The organism is Streptomyces sp. BK239 (assembly GCF_004217285.1).
Lineage (GTDB): Bacteria > Actinomycetota > Actinomycetes > Streptomycetales > Streptomycetaceae > Streptomyces.
The window spans coordinates 241,989-258,635 of record NZ_SHKS01000008.1 but is presented as its reverse complement, the minus strand read 5'-3'; the positions used below and the strand labels follow the sequence as shown (position 1 = coordinate 258,635).

Below are 16,647 nucleotides of genomic sequence, written 5' to 3'. Positions count from 1 at the left end.
GCAGCCTCGGCTACCGCAGTCCCGCCGAATACGAGACCACACTCGCAGCCTGACCACCACACACCGATGGTGTCCGTCAAAGCGGAACAAGCTCAGATGTCGTGGGCTTCTGTCGTTGTTGGTCGGCGTCGGGCAGCCTCGCATGGCCCAGGGACGGCCCGGACTTCGAGGCGGGACCTGGCGTTCCTGCCGGGCCTCGTCCACCGTGGCCACCTAGCCTGCCAAGTCGCTAGAGGGGGTCTCCGTGGCCGGTGGCAGCTCCTTGCTGTTCGCCATGGCCTGGCCGAAGCTCTTGCAGAACTCGGTGAAGCTCCACTGGGCACCGGGGGCTGGCGCGAAGGAAGCGAACGACCCTACGTGCTCACCACCCACTACTACGTCCAACGTGCCTTGTTCGCCGATGCGTGCGCTCCGACACTCTCGAAGATCCTGCGCGAACATGGGCCTGGTCCGCCTCCCCTGTCCCAGCCATGCACCCCAGTAGATGGTTCGGTCCGTGAGGAACAGGACGCCATCCTGAGGGCCGTCCCACAAATTCCGCGCGGGCGCACTGGCGATCTTCCGTTCTCCAGACTCAAGCACGGGCTCAATGCTCTGCCAGTACTCCGCCTGAGCTTTGTCGTGACGCCGCTGTGCCCACCGTCTCAACATCACTAAAGCCCCTCCCCTCAGCTGCACCCAGTATCGGGCGCTTCGCAGCGTCTGGCCCTGGGTTCGAGCGATATCCCATGAGCGGGCCCAGTAGGCGTGACTGCCGGCGGGCGAGCTCCCGCCGATGCCACGCGTGTCCGCAGGGCGTGGCTACCGTCGGCCGTCCATGCCATCCACGCAGCGTTCAGCGGCACGCCCCCGCTGAGGAGACGATGGCTCAGCTCAGCCACAACCGACCACCGGCGGCCGCCTTATCGCTCAGCCCCCGTACCTGCTGCTGAGCTGTCGGTAGTTGTCGAACCTGGTCATCTTGAGCGCCCTTCCACGGCCTGAGACAGTTCAGAAGGGCACTCGTGCGTGAGCACCGCATCAGGAGTTCGATTTACCCCTACCTGCTCCGGCGCCGAGCAGGACTCCCAGTTCCCACATCGCTCACGATGCGACTTTTCGTAGCTGATTAGGCCATCAATTGAAGGATGTCTTTCATTGATGACGGGGCTCTTTCTGTGACCGTTCCACGCCTCTAAGGTGGGCGCCGATACATCCTGAGGGGGGATATGTCAGTTCCGAGCCAGGGGCAGGCGCCGAACCCGGAACCTGAACCAGTACCAGTGCCCAGTCCCGCACCAACTCCGTCACCAACACCAACTCCCGCACCAGTACCAAGCCCCACACCGACACCTGCAACGCCTGGAGCACCCCTCACGAGATTCGAGGTGTGGCGCTTCGTAGTGGAGATCGCCCTCTGTGTTGCAGCGCTCCTAACGCTCCTGTTTCTGTCCTGGCAAACAGAGGCTGCCCGGCAGCAGGCCGTCGAGGCTGAGAAGCAAAGTGCAGGGCAGCGCCTGGACGGCCTATATCAGCACCTGTTGCAACGACGCGAATTCCTGGCGGACAAGGACAACTCTGAACTCGCCCCTTACATCTGGGGTAAGAATACGACTCCGCTGAAGAGTATCGCTGATCCCGTAATGCGGGAGCGGGTGGAGACTGCCCTCTCATGGGATCTGCTTTTTGCAGATTACGCTTACGCAATTCTTCCGGACTTGATTGGAGAAGAATGTGTACCCGACGATGGGCATTTTGTCTTGAGAGCAGACAATGAAGCTGCACGCACGTGTGATGATTGGCTGGCTTGGAGTGAGTACTTGGTCGCCCACTTTCAGGATCCCCGTCTCTGTGAAATGGTTAAGGGAGCCAGGGAGACGTACGGAACCGAATTCATCCAAGCTATCGACCGGACTGGTGCCTGCGACCTGCTTCCTGGGTGACTCATTAGTTCAGGTTTGCGGGCCTACGTGAGAGGGCTGCCCCGTTCGGCCAGCATCCGGGCAGGCTCTTCTCTGTCGCCAATAGACACCGACACTCCGACGCCCGCTTTAGGGTTTTGATCTCGGTCTGGCGAAACTGCGATCCATCCGGAGTATCGGTGCCTCACGTAGCGGTCGGCTGTCGCCGCTGTGCGTGGTCGATAATGCAGCATTAGAGGCCGGTGGCACGGGTCTTCGGCTACTGCAAAGACAAGAAGCTATTCACTTGCCCCATAGATCCTTAGCTGCGGTCACTATCGCAGCGAAGGCGGCCGTTGGGGCAATCGGGATACCGGTGGCGGCTATTCGCTCACTGACAGGCATCCTCGACCACCATGCCCCGTTTGCGAAATTCTCCATCACCGAGAATCTTGCGCGAAGCGCCCACCGACGGCCGCCCTTGCCGCTGCGGCACCCACCACGACCAGGACGACGCCGTCCTCGGCACCCCGCTCGACCCGGACCGCTACGACTACGAAGCGGCCGTCCTGTGGAACGCGCACGCCGGGGCCCTGTGGCGGCGCTTCTCGATCTACCTCCGCCGGGAGGTCGCCAAGCGCGCCGGCCTCACTCAACGCACCTTCCGCGACCACGCCCGGATCTCCTTCGCCAAGGTCGCCGAGTATCAGAAGCGCGGTGCCGTGCACTTCCACGCGGTCATCCGCATCGACGGCCCGGAAGGCGGCGACACGGCACCGCCCGCCTGGGCGACGGCGGAGCTCCTGACGGACGCCATCCAGGCCGCGGCCACCGCCGCCCGCGTGGACGGCCCGACCGTCGACGGACGCGCGCATACCTTCGCCTTCGGCCGCCAACTCGACGTCCGCACGATCCGATCCGCCGACTTCGACGACGGCCAGGACCTCACCGAACGCGCTGTCGCCTCGTACATCGCGAAGTACGCGACCAAGGGCGCCGAGACGGCGACCGGCACCTCGACCGCCCGCTGAAGTTCCTCGCCGAGCTCGCCCAGGCACGCATAACCGAACACGCCCGACGCATGATCCGCGTCGCCTGGACCCTCGGCGCACGCCCTGAGCTCGCCGAGCTCCACTTACGCGCCTGGGCGCACATGCTCGGCTTCCGCGGCCACTTCTCCACCAAATCCCGCCGCTACTCCACCACCCTCGGCGCACTGCGCACCGCTCGCGCTGACTGGCGACGCGCACAGGTCACCGCGGTGGTCGAGACAGAGCCGACGGAAACGACTCTCGTCCTCTCGCACTGGGTCTTCGCCGGTACTGGCCTGAGCCGTGCCGAAGCCTGGCTCGCTTCATCCCTCGAACCCGCACTCGGAACGGAAGGAGAACCGACGTGGACTCCCGTCACGACGAGCTGATGACTGTTCGCCAAGTCCTGGATGAGCTGGGCGGTGTCTCTCGCCGAACCTTCTACCGCTGGCGGGAGCTGGGATACGGGCCGGCCGCGTTCAAGCTGCCCAACGGAGAGCTCCGGGTATGGCGGAGCGACTTCACCACGTGGCTGCGACAGCTGGAGGCGGCGGCGTGAAGTCCCTTGATGTGAAGGTCTGGGCGGTTCGCAAGCGGGACACGAAGACGCCCTCGTACGGTGTCCGCTGGTCCGTTGCCGGCAACGTGCTCTCGGAGTCATTTCGCACAAAGGCGCTCGCCGACCACTTCCGCACGAAGCTCATGCGAGCGATGCGCGACGGTGAAGAGTTCGACACCGAGTCGGGGCTCCCGGCCTCGATGGAAGAGAAGAAGTCGGCCGTGTCCTGGTACGCCTTCGCCCTCAGATACCTCGCCATGAAATGGCCCCATGCCGCCCCCAATACGAGGGACGGCATCAATGAATCCCTCACCAGCGTGACGCTGGAGCTCCTCGACGAGCTTGCCGGACGGCCGTCCGATGAGGTGATCCGCAAAGCGCTGCGCAACTGGGCCTTCGTCTTGCCGGGGCCCGCCGATCGGGAAGTCCCGGACGACGTACGCAACGTTCTCCACTGGGTGTCCAAGGCCTCTCGGCCGCTCGCCGATCTTGCTGAACCCGCCACGGCCCGCGCGGTCCTCGACTCGCTGAAGCTCAAGCTCGACGGCACGGCGGCAGCGGCAGAGACCGTGCGGCGCAAGCGTCGGACGCTCGTCAATGCCGCGAACTACGCGGTCGACCTGGGGGAGCTGCGCGAGAACCCCATCACGGCGGTTCGCTGGCAGAAACCGAAAGTGTCCAATCAGGTGGACCCGCGCGTAGTCGCCAACCCGGAGCAGGCTCGCAACCTCCTGGCGGCTGTCTCCTACGTGGGCGGATACCGGCGTGCCCGCGGCCGTCGCCTCGTGGGTCTGTTCGCCGCGATGTACTTCGGTGGTCTCCGGCCGGCTGAAGCGGTCGGCCTCGCCGAGACGGACCTGATCCTCCCGGAACAGGGCTGGGGCTCGGCGCTGCTCCACCGAACACGCCCGTCGGTCGGCAAGCAGTGGACCGACTCGGGGGAGACCCACGACGACCGCGGGCTGAAGAACCGGCCGACCGAGGACGTCCGCCGGGTACCTATTCCGCCTCACCTCGTCGCCGTATTCCGCGAGCACCTGGCCACCTTTGGCACAGCGGGCGACGGGCGCCTGTTCTTCAGCGAGAAAGGTTCGGTCGTCCCGTCCTCGACCTACTACCGCGTGTGGCAGGAGGCCCGGCTCCTCGCGCTCCCGCCGGCCTCCGCCTCCTCGCCGCTCGCGAGTCGGCCATACGACCTTCGACACTCGGCGCTGTCGACCTGGCTCAATGCCGGTGTCGACCCGACCGAGGTCGCCGAGCGCGCCGGCAACAGCGTCGAGGTGTTGCTGACCCGCTACGCGAAGTGCCTCGACGGACGGCAGGACGTCGCCAACCGGCGTATCGAGGACCTTCTGCGCGAGTACGAGTGAGACACCCTGCACCCCACCGAGGCCCCAGGCATCTTGTCCGGGGCCTCTCTCGTTTTGAGCGCTACCTGCTGCGATGCTTCGAACCGAGAGCGGACGAGGGGGAGGCTCGTGGAGCTGAGGGTGACGCGCTGGAAGCGGTACGGACAGGATCGCCTGTACGCCAACCTGCCAGATGGCACCGCGGTCGGCTGGGCGGACGTCAGGACGGGGGACATCACGGTCCTGGTCGCCGAGTATCGCGACAACGTGATCGCCGTGCTGACACATCACTTACGGAGTAACTCTCAGTCGGTCATGCCACAGAGAGCACCCGAGCCTGAAGCCCGCCCGATACTGCCGCCCATGACGCTGGCCGACGACCTGTCCACCAACCGTCCCGGTGAGTCTCTACGAGACCTGCTCGACAAATCCGGCGTAGGCCTGATTGAGCGGGTCGTCTCACAGCTCTTGCGGCGCCCTACCGGGTGGGAGTCCTGGCGGAAGGGGTTGGAGGGGGAGAGGAAGGTGGGAGCCGAGCTGAACCGTTTGGCACGTCACGGCTGGCGGGTCCTGCATTCCATCCCCCTGGCCGACAAGGTGGACGTCGATCACTTGCTGGTCGGGCCCGGCGGTGTGTTCAGCATCAACACCAAGCACCACCACAAAAAGTCCGTATGGGTCGGAGACGATTCCGTGAAGGTCAACCGCGGAAAGCCGGAACCCTACGCACGCAAGAGCCGAGCGGAAGCGAAGCGGGTAGCTCGAGTGCTTGAGCACTATTGCGGCTTTCCCGTACCGGTGGAGCCTGTGCTCGTCTTCGTCGGTGTGACCGATCTAAAGGTGGTCGCCACACAGCTCAGCGTGCGCGTATACCAGGAGCGTCAGGTGGCGGCACTGGCACCGCTCTCGGGGGTGCTGACGGCCGAGCAGGTCGAGCAGGTGTACAGCGTCGCTCGCCATCGACAGGCTTGGAGCCAGGCCTGAGGCAGTCCGTCTCAGCGAGGGGTCAGTCATCCCTTCCGGAAGCGGTTCACCCGTCCCAGCGGGTTGCAACGGCATCCGCGACGCTGAAGACAGCGTCGCACTCGGCGCATTGCGCTTTGCCGAAGAGATAAGTCAACTTGCCCGCGACATCGGCCTGATTGTCGGCGAGCGCGCGACTGTGCAGTCTTTGGGCAAGCCCCTCTAGTGCTGAGGAGTCTGCAGGCTGAAGAGGGATCTTCTTTGCCGCCGTCTCAATCATGTACATGCTGTCCGTGGTCGAGAAGAAGCCGTACTCACCGAAGGCTATGAAGTTCTCGGCGCTGCACGCGGGGCAGGGCACTTCGTATTCGTCGTCGTTCAGGCCGTCGAGTTGTTCGCCCCAAACCGGGACATCCTCGAATCCGAGGAGTGCGGCGAGCAAGTAGACGTAAGTTCCGGGGTCATCGCTCAGGCTCGGATCCCGGAGAGCTTCCTCAGTCAGTTGCAGCAGGTCGGACATCTCCGAGGCGTAGGCCACGTGGGGATCCTGCTCGCCGTATGGCTGGTCGGTGCTGGCCGCGATGGCGCCGGCCAGCAAGAGTGGTTGCTGCCTGTCCGCAGGCGACCACTGGCGCGCCATGTCTCGTAGGGCCGGCAAGGCGGCATGGCTTGCAGAGTAGACGGTGCCCTGATGGCACAGGCGGGACCAGAGCTCGGTCCAGTCTGAGTCGTTCGGGGCTTGGCTCGCCCTGTCGAGCAGACCGGGGACGTCTTCTGCCGTGCCGTAGGCGTGCTTGAGCTGCGACCAGTCCGTCATGTCGGCGATCTAAGCAGTCGGGTGCCGCAGACTTCACGACCGGGGGCGTGCCAGTCGCCCTGTCGTCGGAAAGCGTTCGGCGACCTGCAGGAATGCCTCAAGATCCCGTCCACGCCTCGTCCACGGACCCCGACATACGCCCGCTCCGGGCCGCACACGCCTGCACATACGCGAAGACCCCGTCCTCAGCGTAAGCGCTGGTGGCGGGGTCTTTGGGCACCTTCTGCAAGGTGCCCCCGGCAGGATTCGAACCTGCGCACACGGCTCCGGAGGCCGTTGCTCTATCCCCTGAGCTACGGGGGCGTGTTCGTCGCGTTGCTCGCGGCGACGGGTAGAACACTACCAGCTCGGTCGGGGTGATCAGGAACGGGTTTCGGGGGCGTGGGGTGGAAGTGGGGAAAACCCGGACGCGGTGGCCGGTGCCGACCTACTCTCGAGTTGTGTCAGGCGCGTCGGGCCGGGTGCTTGTTGTCGATGACAACAAGGTCATCCGGCAGCTGATCAGGGTCAATCTCGAGCTGGAGGGCCTCGAGGTCGTGACCGCGTCCGACGGTGCCGAGTGTCTGGAAGTCGTTCATCAGGTGCGGCCCGACCTCGTGACCCTCGATGTCGTCATGCCCCGGCTTGACGGGCTCCGCACCGCCGCCCGGCTCCGTGCCGATCCGCTCACCCGCGACCTTCCCCTCGCCATCATCAGCGCCTGCACGCCCTACGAGGTCGAGGCCGGTCTCGACGTCGGCGTCGACGCCTTCCTCGGCAAGCCCTTCGAGCCCGCTGAACTGGTCGACGTCGTAAGGAAGTTGATCGAGGGGAGAGGGGAGAGAGACGCCGGTGCCGGATTCGGCGGGTTAGAGCGTGTGCCTCGTCCTCACAAACACGAGCGGTCCGCCTGAGCGGGCCCTGCCGGCGGCGACCCATGTGCGGTGCCGTCCATATCCCGGACCCCCGGCCCCGGCCGCTCGCCTCCCCACCCCCCTCCTCCCCTACGCTTGTGCCGTGACCCCCGTCGAGCTCTCCCGCACCGTCGTGCACGCGGTGCGTCGTGCCGTGGACGCCGGTGAGCTCAGCGTGGACGTCCCCTCGCGGGTCGTCGTCGCGCCGCCCGGGCCGGGGGGATGCGGGGACTACGCGACCAACGTCGCCCTCCAGCTCGCCCGCCCCGCCGGGCAGCCTCCCCTCCGCGTCGCCGAAGTGCTCCAGGGCTACCTGTCCGACGCCGTCGGCGTCGTCGACGTCGAGATCACCGGGCCCGGGTTCCTCAACATCAGCCTCGATCCCGCCGCCGTCTCCGCCGGCCTCGGGGAACTGGTGCGGCGTGTCCTGGACGAGGGGCTGCGGTACGGGCACACCGACGCCCTCGCCGGGCGGGTCTTCGAGCTGCGCGTGCCGTACGAGGTCCGTGCCGAGGTTCTCGCCGACGTCCTCGGGCGGATCGTCGCGGCCCAGGGCGGCCGCGTCGACGTACTGCACCGGGAGCCCGTGAACCTGCGGCCCGTGCCCTCGCCGGAGGACCCCGCCCCCCTCGGACTCGACGCCGCCTGCTGGGCCCTGCTGCACCCCGCCCCGCACGACCGGCCCCGCATCACCGCCGACCACCTCGTCCAGCGCGAGGCGAACCCCCTCTTCCGCGTCCGGTACGCCCACGCCCGCGCCCGCGCCCTCCGGCGCAACGCCCGCGCCCTCGGCTTCGCCGTCGACCCCTGCACCCCCCACCCCGCCGACGGCCAAGCCCCCCACCCCGCCGACACCCCCGGCGCCCACCCCCTCCTCACCCTCCTCGCGGACTACCCCCGCGTCCTCGGCACCGCCGCCTCCCTTCCGCACCCGGACGGCATCGGCGCGCCTTCCCGCCTCACCAGGTATCTCCTCGACCTCGCCGACACCGCGCTCCCCTTCTTCGCCACCGTCCTCCCCCGCGGGGACGAGAAACCCACGGCCGCCCACCGCGCCCGGCTCGCGCTCGCCGAAGCCGTCGGGACGGTGCTCGCCGGCGGCCTCACCCTCCTCGGCATCGACGCTCCCGATCACCTCTGAGCCACAGAACCCCGACCAGCCCCGGTCAACGTTCACACCGCGACTCGCCCCGAAAGAGCACCCCCAAGATGAGCCGTTCCGCACACCCCGCCGGGCCCCGTCACGCCGACGTCTATCCCGAGGGCCACTACTCCGCCCCGCCCGCCGACCTCAACGCCCTCGACCCGAAGGTGTGGGCCCAGACCGTCAGCCGGGACGCCCAGGGCGTCGTCACCGTCGGCGGGGTCGACGTGAAGACGCTCGCCGAGCAGCACGGCACCCCCGCCTACATCCTCGACGAGGCCGACTTCCGGGCCCGCGCCCGCGCATGGCGCAGCGCCTTCGGGACCGACGCCGACGTCTTCTACGCCGGCAAGGCGTTCCTGTCGCGTGCGGTCGTGCGGTGGCTGCACGAGGAAGGGCTCAACCTCGACGTCTGCTCGGGCGGCGAGCTCGCCACCGCGCTGTCCGCCGGCATGCCCGCCGAGCGCATCGCCTTCCACGGCAACAACAAGTCCGTCGCGGAGATCGAGAGGGCCGTGCGCGAGGGGGTCGGGCGGATCGTGCTCGACTCGTTCCAGGAGATCGTGCGGGTCGCGCACATCGCGCAGTCGCTCGGCAAGCGGCAGCGCGTGCAGATCCGGATCACCGTCGGCGTCGAGGCCCACACCCACGAGTTCATCGCCACCGCGCACGAGGACCAGAAGTTCGGCATCCCGCTCGCGGGCGGCCAGGCCGCCGAGGCGGTACGGCGGGCCCTCCAGCTCGACGGGATCGAGCTCATCGGCATCCACAGCCACATCGGCTCGCAGATCTTCGACATGTCGGGGTTCGAGGTCGCCGCGCACCGGGTGGTCGGGCTGCTGAAGGACGTCCGGGACGAGCACGGGGTCGAACTGCCCGAGATCGACCTCGGGGGCGGCCTCGGGATCGCGTACACGAGTGACGACGACCCCCGCGAGCCGCACGAGATCGCCAAGGCGCTGACCGAGATCGTCACCCGTGAGTGTGAGGCCGCCAAGCTGCGCACGCCGCGCATCTCCGTCGAGCCGGGGCGTGCCGTCGTCGGGCCCACCGCGTTCACGCTCTACGAGGTCGGCACCGTCAAGCCGCTCGACGGGCTGCGCACCTACGTCTCCGTCGACGGGGGCATGTCCGACAACATCCGTACGGCGCTGTACGACGCGGAGTACAGCGTCGCCCTGGTGTCGCGCACGTCCGACGCCGCGCCGATGCTGGCGCGCGTGGTGGGCAAGCACTGCGAGAGCGGTGACATCGTCGTGAAGGACGCCTTCCTCCCGGCGGACCTGGCACCGGGTGACCTGATCGCCGTGCCGGCCACGGGCGCGTACTGCCGGTCGATGGCCAGCAACTACAACCACGTGCCCCGGCCGCCGGTGGTCGCCGTCGCGGACGGCCAGGCCCGGCTCATCGTGCGGCGGGAGACCGAGGAGGATCTCCTGCGGCTCGACGTCGGGTGAGAGGCGTTTGCGCCGGGTGGAAGATCTCCTGTCCGCCACCGCCGAGAAAATGAAATAAACGTCTCACGATCCGGACCCTGGCCAGAAAGTCCGGTTCGGTGGGTGAGACTGGTCCAACCGAAGACGGTATGAGGAAACGAGGTCGGATGATGCGTACGCGTCCGCTGAAGGTGGCGCTGCTGGGCTGTGGAGTGGTCGGCTCAGAGGTGGCGCGCATCATGACGACGCACGCCGACGACCTCACGGCCCGGATCGGCGCCCCGGTGGAGCTCGCGGGCGTCGCCGTGCGGCGGCCGTCCCGGGTGCGCGAGGGCATCGACCCGGCCCTTGTCACCACCGACGCCACCGCCCTCGTCAAACGCGGGGACATCGACGTCGTCATCGAGGTCATCGGGGGCATCGAGCCCGCCCGCACCCTCATCACCACCGCCTTCGAGCACGGCGCCTCCGTCGTCTCCGCGAACAAGGCGCTCCTCGCCCAGGACGGCGCCGCCCTGCACGCGGCCGCCGAGGAACACGGCCGTGACCTCTACTACGAGGCCGCCGTCGCCGGCGCCATCCCGCTGATCCGCCCGCTGCGCGAGTCCCTCGCCGGCGACAAGATCAACCGGGTGATGGGGATCGTCAACGGCACGACCAACTTCATCCTCGACAAGATGGACACCACCGGGGCGGGCTACCAGGAGGCCCTCGACGAGGCGACCGCGCTCGGGTACGCCGAGGCCGACCCGACCGCCGACGTCGAGGGCTTCGACGCCGCCGCCAAGGCCGCCATCCTCGCCGGCATCGCCTTCCACACGCGGGTGCGTTTCGACGACGTCTACCGCGAGGGCATGGCCGAGGTCACCGCGGCCGACTTCGCCTCCGCCAAGGAGATGGGCTGCACCATCAAGCTGCTCGCCATCTGCGAGCGGGCCGCCGACGGGGGTTCCGTCACGGCGCGCGTGCACCCCGCCATGATTCCGCTGAGCCACCCGCTCGCCTCCGTGCGCGGCGCGTACAACGCCGTGTTCGTGGAGTCCGACGCGGCCGGCCAGCTCATGTTCTACGGCCCCGGCGCGGGCGGTTCGCCCACCGCCTCCGCCGTGCTCGGCGACCTCGTCGCCGTCTGCCGCAACCGGCTCAGCGGGGCGACGGGGCCCGGCGAGTCGGCGTACGCCGCCCTGCCCGTGTCGCCGATGGGGGACGTGGTCACCCGCTACCACATCAGCCTCGACGTCGCGGACAAACCGGGTGTTCTCGCCCAGGTGGCGACCGTGTTCGCGGAACACGGCGTATCGATCGATACGGTTCGTCAGCAGGGTAAGGACGGTGAGGCCTCCCTCGTCGTCGTCACCCACCGGGCCTCCGACGCCTCCCTCACCGGGACCGTCGAGGCGCTGCGCAAGCTCGACACCGTGCGGGGTGTCGCCAGCATCATGCGGGTTGAAGGAGAGTAACCAGCAATGACCCACCAGTGGCGCGGAATCATCGAGGAGTACCGGGACCGGCTGCCGGTGTCCGACAGCACGGTCGCCGTGACGCTCCGCGAGGGCGGCACGCCGCTCGTGCCCGCGCAGGTGCTCTCCGAGCGCACCGGCTGCGAGGTCCACCTCAAGGTGGAGGGCGCCAACCCCACCGGGTCCTTCAAGGACCGCGGCATGACCATGGCCATCACCCGGGCCAAGGAGGAGGGCGCACAGGCGGTCATCTGCGCCTCCACGGGCAACACGTCCGCCTCCGCCGCGGCGTACGCCGTGCGCGCCGGCATGGTTTCGGCCGTTCTCGTGCCGCAGGGCAAGATCGCGCTCGGCAAGATGGGCCAGGCCCTCGTCCACGGCGCCAAGATCCTCCAGGTCGACGGCAACTTCGACGACTGCCTCACGCTGGCCCGCGCGCTGAGCGACAACTACCCGGTGGCGCTGGTCAATTCGGTCAACCCGGTGCGTATCGAAGGTCAGAAGACGGCCGCGTTCGAGATCGTCGACATGCTGGGCGACGCCCCCGACATCCACGTCCTGCCGGTCGGCAACGCGGGCAACATCACCGCGTACTGGAAGGGATACCAGGAGTACGCCGCCGACGGCGTGGCCGGAAAGAAGCCCCGGATGTGGGGGTTCCAGGCGTCGGGCAGCGCGCCGATCGTGCGCGGCGAGATCGTCAAGGACCCGGCGACCGTCGCGACCGCGATCCGGATCGGCAACCCCGCCTCCTGGAAGTTCGCGCTGGCGGCGCGGGACGAGTCCGGCGGTCTCATCGACGAGGTGACGGACCGTGAGATCCTGCGCGCCTACCGGCTGTTGGCCGCGCAGGAGGGCGTCTTCGTGGAGCCCGCGTCGGCCGCGTCCGTGGCCGGTCTGCTCAAGGCGGCCGAGCAGGGCAAGGTCGACCCGGGGCAGCGGATCGTGTGCACCGTCACCGGCAACGGCCTGAAGGACCCCGACTGGGCCGTGGCCGGCGCCCCGCAGCCGGCCGCCGTCCCGGTCGACGCCGTGGTGGCGGCCGCCCGCCTCGGCCTGGCCTGACCGGCGTTCCGCCTCCCGGCCGGCGGGCGCCGACGCCCGCCGGCCCGGCCGCGGACCGGCGTCGCGGGAGGCACTCCCAGCCGATCGCGGCGGGCCGCAGGGGGTTACCCCCGTCGGGGGTGCACGAGGGGCTTGCGACACGCATCGTGCGCCTCCTGTGCGCCCTATGTCGCCGCAGAACCTTCCTTCGATAGGCTGTACCGAACCCGCCTACCGCATATGCCTTCGCATATCGCGTCGTGCGGCCGGCAACGGCGCCGCGCCGTGCCGTCGGCCCGAGGGTCTTCGTACGTCATCGAATCGTCATCGAATGTCATTCGACCATCACGCAGCTCAAGGAGAGTCAACGAGCGATGGCCGGTCCAGCGTTCCGCGCCGCCGCCGTCCGGGTGCGCGTCCCCGCCACCAGCGCCAACATCGGTCCGGGCTTCGACGCCCTGGGCCTCGCGCTGGGGCTCTACGACGACGTCGTGGTCCGGGTGGCCGACTCAGGGCTGCACATCGACATCGCGGGTGAGGGCAGCGAGACCCTGCCGCGCGACGAGCGGCACCTCCTCGTCCGCTCCCTGCGCACCGCCTTCGACATCCTGGGCGGCCAGCCGCGCGGCCTGGAGATCGTCTGCGCCAACCGCATCCCGCACGGCCGGGGCCTCGGCTCCTCCTCCGCCGCCATCTGCGCCGGCATCGTCGCCGCCCGGGCGGTGACCATAGGCGGCGAGAACAAGCTCGACGACACCGCCCTCCTCGAGCTCGCCACCGAGATCGAGGGCCACCCCGACAACGTCGCCGCCTGTCTGCTCGGCGGGTTCACGCTCTCCTGGATGGAGGCCGGCGCCGCCCGCGCCATCAGGATGGAGCCCGACGATTCCATCGTTCCGGTGGTTTTCGTGCCCGGCAAACCGGTGTTGACCGAGACCGCGCGCGGGCTGCTCCCGCGCTCCGTGCCGCATGTCGACGCCGCCGCCAACGCGGGACGCGCCGCCCTGCTCGTCGAGGCGCTGACCAGGCGCCCCGAGCTGCTGCTGCCCGCCACCGAGGACCGCCTCCACCAGGAGTACCGCGCGCCGGCGATGCCGGAGAGCGCCGCGCTGGTGGAGCGGCTGCGCGCCGACGGGATCCCCGCCGTGATCTCAGGCGCCGGACCCACCGTGATGGCGCTGGCCGACGTGGCGACGGCCGGCAAGGTCGAGGCCCTGGCCGGCCGGGAATGGGCGGCGAACAGGCTGAGCCTCGACCTGCAGGGAGCGAGCGTTCTGCCGCTCGCTGCCACCGGCGACCTCCAGTAACGCGCGGTTGCCGGATTTCGAGAGGGGGAATGTTTGTTGGATCCGGTAGTGTTAACCTCAAGTCTGCACCCGACCCCACCATGGCGAGGTGCTTCGTGTCCCCGTCCGGGACAGACATTCTTCCGGGAGCTCCCCAAGCCGCACTGCGTTCCGTACGTCGTACCTGGGCAGTACGCCGTACAGCGACGCTGAGCGGTCCGACGGGCACGCTCCGGAATCGGTGCGACCAGGCTGCGTGACACCGCGTGTCACGCCTCGTCGAGGAAGCGCCATCACCAGAAATCTCTTCCGCCGCTTAGGCGGACCACCGCCCCGGCTTCGCCACATCAAGGCACGAAGCCGGACAGCACAACCGGTCGCCGAGCCAGACAGGCCGACGTCCGCTCCAGGGAAGGACCCTTCGTGAGCGACACCACCGATCTGATGGGCGCACGTGTCGAGGAGACCGCTGCCGCGCCCGCCACGGACGCCTCCGCGCCTGCCACCGGTGCCGGCTCCCGGCGGCGCCGCGGTACCGGCCTCGAGGGCATGGTGCTGGCCGAGCTGCAGCAGGTCGCATCCGGCCTCGGCATCAGGGGCACCGCGCGCATGCGCAAGAGCCAGCTGATCGAGGTCATCAAGGAGGCGCAGGCAGGATCCGGCGCACCGGCCGCGAAGGCCGACGCCGCCGCCGAGACCAAGCCCAAGCGCCGCGCCACCTCCAAGGCCCGTACGGGTGAGGCCCCCGCCGAGAAGAAGGCGGACGCCGCCCAGGCCGAGGCCCCCGCCGAGAAGGCCGTGGCCCAGCAGCAGATCGAGATCCCCGGCCAGCCGGCCGGAGCCGACGCGCCCACCGAGCGCCGTCGCCGCCGCGCCACCGCCGAGGCGGGCAGCCCCGAGACCGTGACGGCCGAGGCGAAGAGCGCGGCCAAGGCCGAGACGCCCGCCCCGGCGCAGAACGACCAGGGCCAGCCGCAGGGCGACGCCAAGGGCGACGACGGCGAGGGCCGCCGCCGCGACCGCCGTGAGCGCGGCCGTGACCGCGACCGCCGCGGCAAGGGCGACGACCAGCAGGGCCAGGGCGGTCAGCGCGACCGCGGCCAGCAGCAGGGCGGCCAGCAGCAGGGCGGCGGCCGTCAGGACCGCCAGCAGCGCGACAACGGCCCGCAGGACGACGACGACTTCGAGGGCGGCCGGCGCGGTCGCCGCGGCCGCTACCGCGACCGCCGGGGCCGTCGCGGCCGTGACGAGATGAGCGGCCCCGAGCCGCAGATCGCCGACGACGACGTCCTGATCCCCGTCGCGGGCATCCTGGACATCCTCGACAACTACGCCTTCATCCGCACCTCGGGCTACCTGCCCGGCCCCAACGACGTGTACGTCTCCCTCGCCCAGGTCCGCAAGAACGGCCTGCGCAAGGGCGACCACCTCACCGGCGCCGTGCGTCAGCCGAAGGAAGGCGAGCGCCGCGAGAAGTTCAACGCGCTGGTGCGGCTCGACTCCGTCAACGGCATGGCCCCCGAACACGGCCGTGGGCGCCCGGAGTTCAACAAGCTGACCCCGCTGTACCCGCAGGACCGCCTCCGTCTGGAGACCGACCCGGGCGTCCTCACCACGCGGATCATCGACCTCGTCTCGCCCATCGGCAAGGGCCAGCGCGGTCTGATCGTGGCCCCGCCGAAGACCGGCAAGACCATGATCATGCAGGCGGTCGCCAACGCGATCACCCACAACAACCCCGAGTGCCACCTGATGGTCGTCCTCGTCGACGAGCGTCCGGAAGAGGTCACCGACATGCAGCGGTCGGTGAAGGGCGAGGTCATCTCCTCGACCTTCGACCGCCCGGCCGAGGACCACACCACGGTCGCCGAGCTCGCCATCGAGCGCGCCAAGCGTCTCGTCGAGCTCGGTCACGACGTCGTCGTGCTGCTCGACTCGATCACCCGTCTGGGCCGTGCGTACAACCTCGCCGCGCCCGCCTCCGGCCGCATCCTCTCCGGTGGTGTCGACTCGACGGCGCTGTACCCGCCGAAGCGCTTCTTCGGTGCGGCCCGCAACATCGAGGACGGCGGCTCGCTCACCATCCTCGCCACCGCGCTGGTGGACACCGGGTCCCGCATGGACGAGGTGATCTTCGAGGAGTTCAAGGGCACCGGCAACATGGAGCTCAAGCTCGACCGGAAGCTCGCCGACAAGCGCATCTTCCCGGCGGTGGACGTCGACGCGTCCGGCACCCGCAAGGAGGAGATCCTGCTCGGCGGCGAGGAGCTGGGCATCGTCTGGAAGCTGCGCCGGGTGCTGCACGCGCTCGACTCGCAGCAGGCGATCGAGCTGCTGCTCGACAAGATGAAGCAGACGAAGTCGAACGCCGAGTTCCTGCTGCAGATCCAGAAGACGACGCCTGCGCCGGGCAACGGGGACTGACGCTTCACGCTCCGCTGGAGGGGCCGCGCCTTTCCGACGTGGTTCGGTGCGGCGCCGTAGTGGCTGGTCGCGCAGTTCATCGCGCCCCTCGAGGGCGTTGTCCGTAGGCGCCTCAGGGCCGCCACCCGAATCGGGGGGCGGCCCTTTGCCTTGTCCGAGACGTTTGCCACAGGGGCACGGGGGCGGTCGGGGGGCGGGCACGGCGAAACGTGCAGGTGAGCGGGGGGCGGAGGCGGGCTCGGGGTGCGGGTCGGGGGGTTCGGTGGTATGAGGCGGTGTCGGGCGTTGTGCAACCCTTTCCCGAGTTTCGCCGTCTGGCCGGGCGGAGCGACGATGGTGCGGTGAGGGTCCGACGGGACCG

Annotated in this window: 12 protein-coding genes, 1 tRNA gene and 1 pseudogene; 12 read left to right on the top strand and 2 right to left on the bottom strand. The window is 69.0% G+C overall.

Annotated elements, in window-relative coordinates; translation table 11 throughout:
* The first annotated feature begins 1,382 nt into the window (after window positions 1–1,382).
* From EV567_RS24060 to EV567_RS24040, 5 genes and pseudogenes are all read left to right on the top strand, one after another.
* A complete protein-coding gene (locus EV567_RS24060) occupies window positions 1,383–1,922 on the top strand; it encodes a hypothetical protein (protein ID WP_165430472.1) in 540 nt (179 codons plus the stop codon).
* A 425-nt stretch (window positions 1,923–2,347) separates the two neighbouring features.
* Window positions 2,348–3,300 (top strand): annotated as a pseudogene (locus tag EV567_RS24055) (replication initiator); the annotation flags it as partial.
* The gene (locus EV567_RS24050; RefSeq protein ID WP_060900682.1) at window positions 3,300–3,470 is read left to right on the top strand and encodes an AlpA family transcriptional regulator; all 171 of its coding nucleotides are present in this window, start codon (window positions 3,300–3,302) and stop codon (window positions 3,468–3,470) included. The pseudogene EV567_RS24055 and the gene EV567_RS24050, both read left to right, overlap by 1 nt.
* Window positions 3,467–4,840 carry a tyrosine-type recombinase/integrase gene (locus tag EV567_RS24045; RefSeq protein WP_130443504.1) on the top strand — a complete coding sequence of 458 codons (1,374 nt, stop codon included), beginning with the start codon at window positions 3,467–3,469 and terminating at the stop codon, window positions 4,838–4,840. Before EV567_RS24050 ends, EV567_RS24045 begins: the two co-directional genes overlap by 4 nt.
* Window positions 4,841–4,960: 120 nt before the next feature.
* A complete protein-coding gene (locus tag EV567_RS24040; RefSeq protein WP_242620979.1) occupies window positions 4,961–5,803 on the top strand; it encodes a nuclease-related domain-containing protein in 843 nt (280 codons plus the stop codon).
* Between the two features lie 46 nt (window positions 5,804–5,849).
* Here the strand turns inward: EV567_RS24040 and EV567_RS24035 are convergent, their stop codons facing one another.
* Complete coding sequence (locus EV567_RS24035; RefSeq protein WP_130443500.1) at window positions 5,850–6,599, bottom strand: hypothetical protein; 750 nt, start codon at window positions 6,597–6,599, stop codon at window positions 5,850–5,852.
* 231 nt (window positions 6,600–6,830) lie between these two features.
* A tRNA-Arg gene (locus EV567_RS24030) sits at window positions 6,831–6,902 on the bottom strand.
* An 89-nt stretch (window positions 6,903–6,991) separates the two neighbouring features.
* Between EV567_RS24030 and EV567_RS24025 the strand changes: the two genes are divergently transcribed.
* From EV567_RS24025 to rho, 7 genes are all read left to right on the top strand, one after another.
* Complete coding sequence (locus EV567_RS24025; RefSeq protein WP_130443540.1) at window positions 6,992–7,492, top strand: response regulator; 501 nt, start codon at window positions 6,992–6,994, stop codon at window positions 7,490–7,492.
* Window positions 7,493–7,595: 103 nt separating this feature from the next.
* Window positions 7,596–8,633, top strand: a complete 1,038-nt coding sequence (gene nrtL, locus EV567_RS24020; RefSeq protein ID WP_130443498.1) for an ArgS-related anticodon-binding protein NrtL — start codon at window positions 7,596–7,598, stop codon at window positions 8,631–8,633.
* A 68-nt stretch (window positions 8,634–8,701) separates the two neighbouring features.
* Window positions 8,702–10,093: a diaminopimelate decarboxylase gene (lysA, locus tag EV567_RS24015; RefSeq protein ID WP_130443496.1), complete on the top strand. Its 1,392-nt coding sequence runs from the start codon at window positions 8,702–8,704 to the stop codon at window positions 10,091–10,093.
* Window positions 10,094–10,239: 146 nt separating this feature from the next.
* Entirely contained in the window at window positions 10,240–11,532 is a 1,293-nt protein-coding gene (locus EV567_RS24010; protein ID WP_165430471.1) for a homoserine dehydrogenase, read from the top strand.
* Window positions 11,533–11,538: 6 nt separating this feature from the next.
* The gene (gene thrC / locus EV567_RS24005; RefSeq protein WP_130443494.1) at window positions 11,539–12,597 is read left to right on the top strand and encodes a threonine synthase; all 1,059 of its coding nucleotides are present in this window, start codon (window positions 11,539–11,541) and stop codon (window positions 12,595–12,597) included.
* Between the two features lie 353 nt (window positions 12,598–12,950).
* Complete coding sequence (gene thrB / locus EV567_RS24000; protein WP_130443492.1) at window positions 12,951–13,883, top strand: homoserine kinase; 933 nt, start codon at window positions 12,951–12,953, stop codon at window positions 13,881–13,883.
* A gap of 402 nt (window positions 13,884–14,285) precedes the next feature.
* Window positions 14,286–16,286, top strand: coding sequence for a transcription termination factor Rho (rho, locus tag EV567_RS23995; protein WP_130443490.1), 2,001 nt, complete (start codon window positions 14,286–14,288; stop codon window positions 16,284–16,286).
* The last annotated feature ends 361 nt before the right edge of the window (window positions 16,287–16,647 follow it).

Bases quoted from the DNA above. Each gene is read 5' to 3' on its own strand.
- EV567_RS24050 (WP_060900682.1), top strand. From the start codon at position 3,300: ATGACTGTTCGCCAAGTCCTGGATGAGCTGGGCGGTGTCTCTCGCCGA.
- EV567_RS24035 (WP_130443500.1), bottom strand. From the start codon at position 6,599: ATGACGGACTGGTCGCAGCTCAAGCACGCCTACGGCACGGCAGAAGAC.
- lysA (WP_130443496.1), top strand. From the start codon at position 8,702: ATGAGCCGTTCCGCACACCCCGCCGGGCCCCGTCACGCCGACGTCTAT.
- EV567_RS24010 (WP_165430471.1), top strand. From the start codon at position 10,240: ATGATGCGTACGCGTCCGCTGAAGGTGGCGCTGCTGGGCTGTGGAGTG.
- thrC (WP_130443494.1), top strand. From the start codon at position 11,539: ATGACCCACCAGTGGCGCGGAATCATCGAGGAGTACCGGGACCGGCTG.
- thrB (WP_130443492.1), top strand. From the start codon at position 12,951: ATGGCCGGTCCAGCGTTCCGCGCCGCCGCCGTCCGGGTGCGCGTCCCC.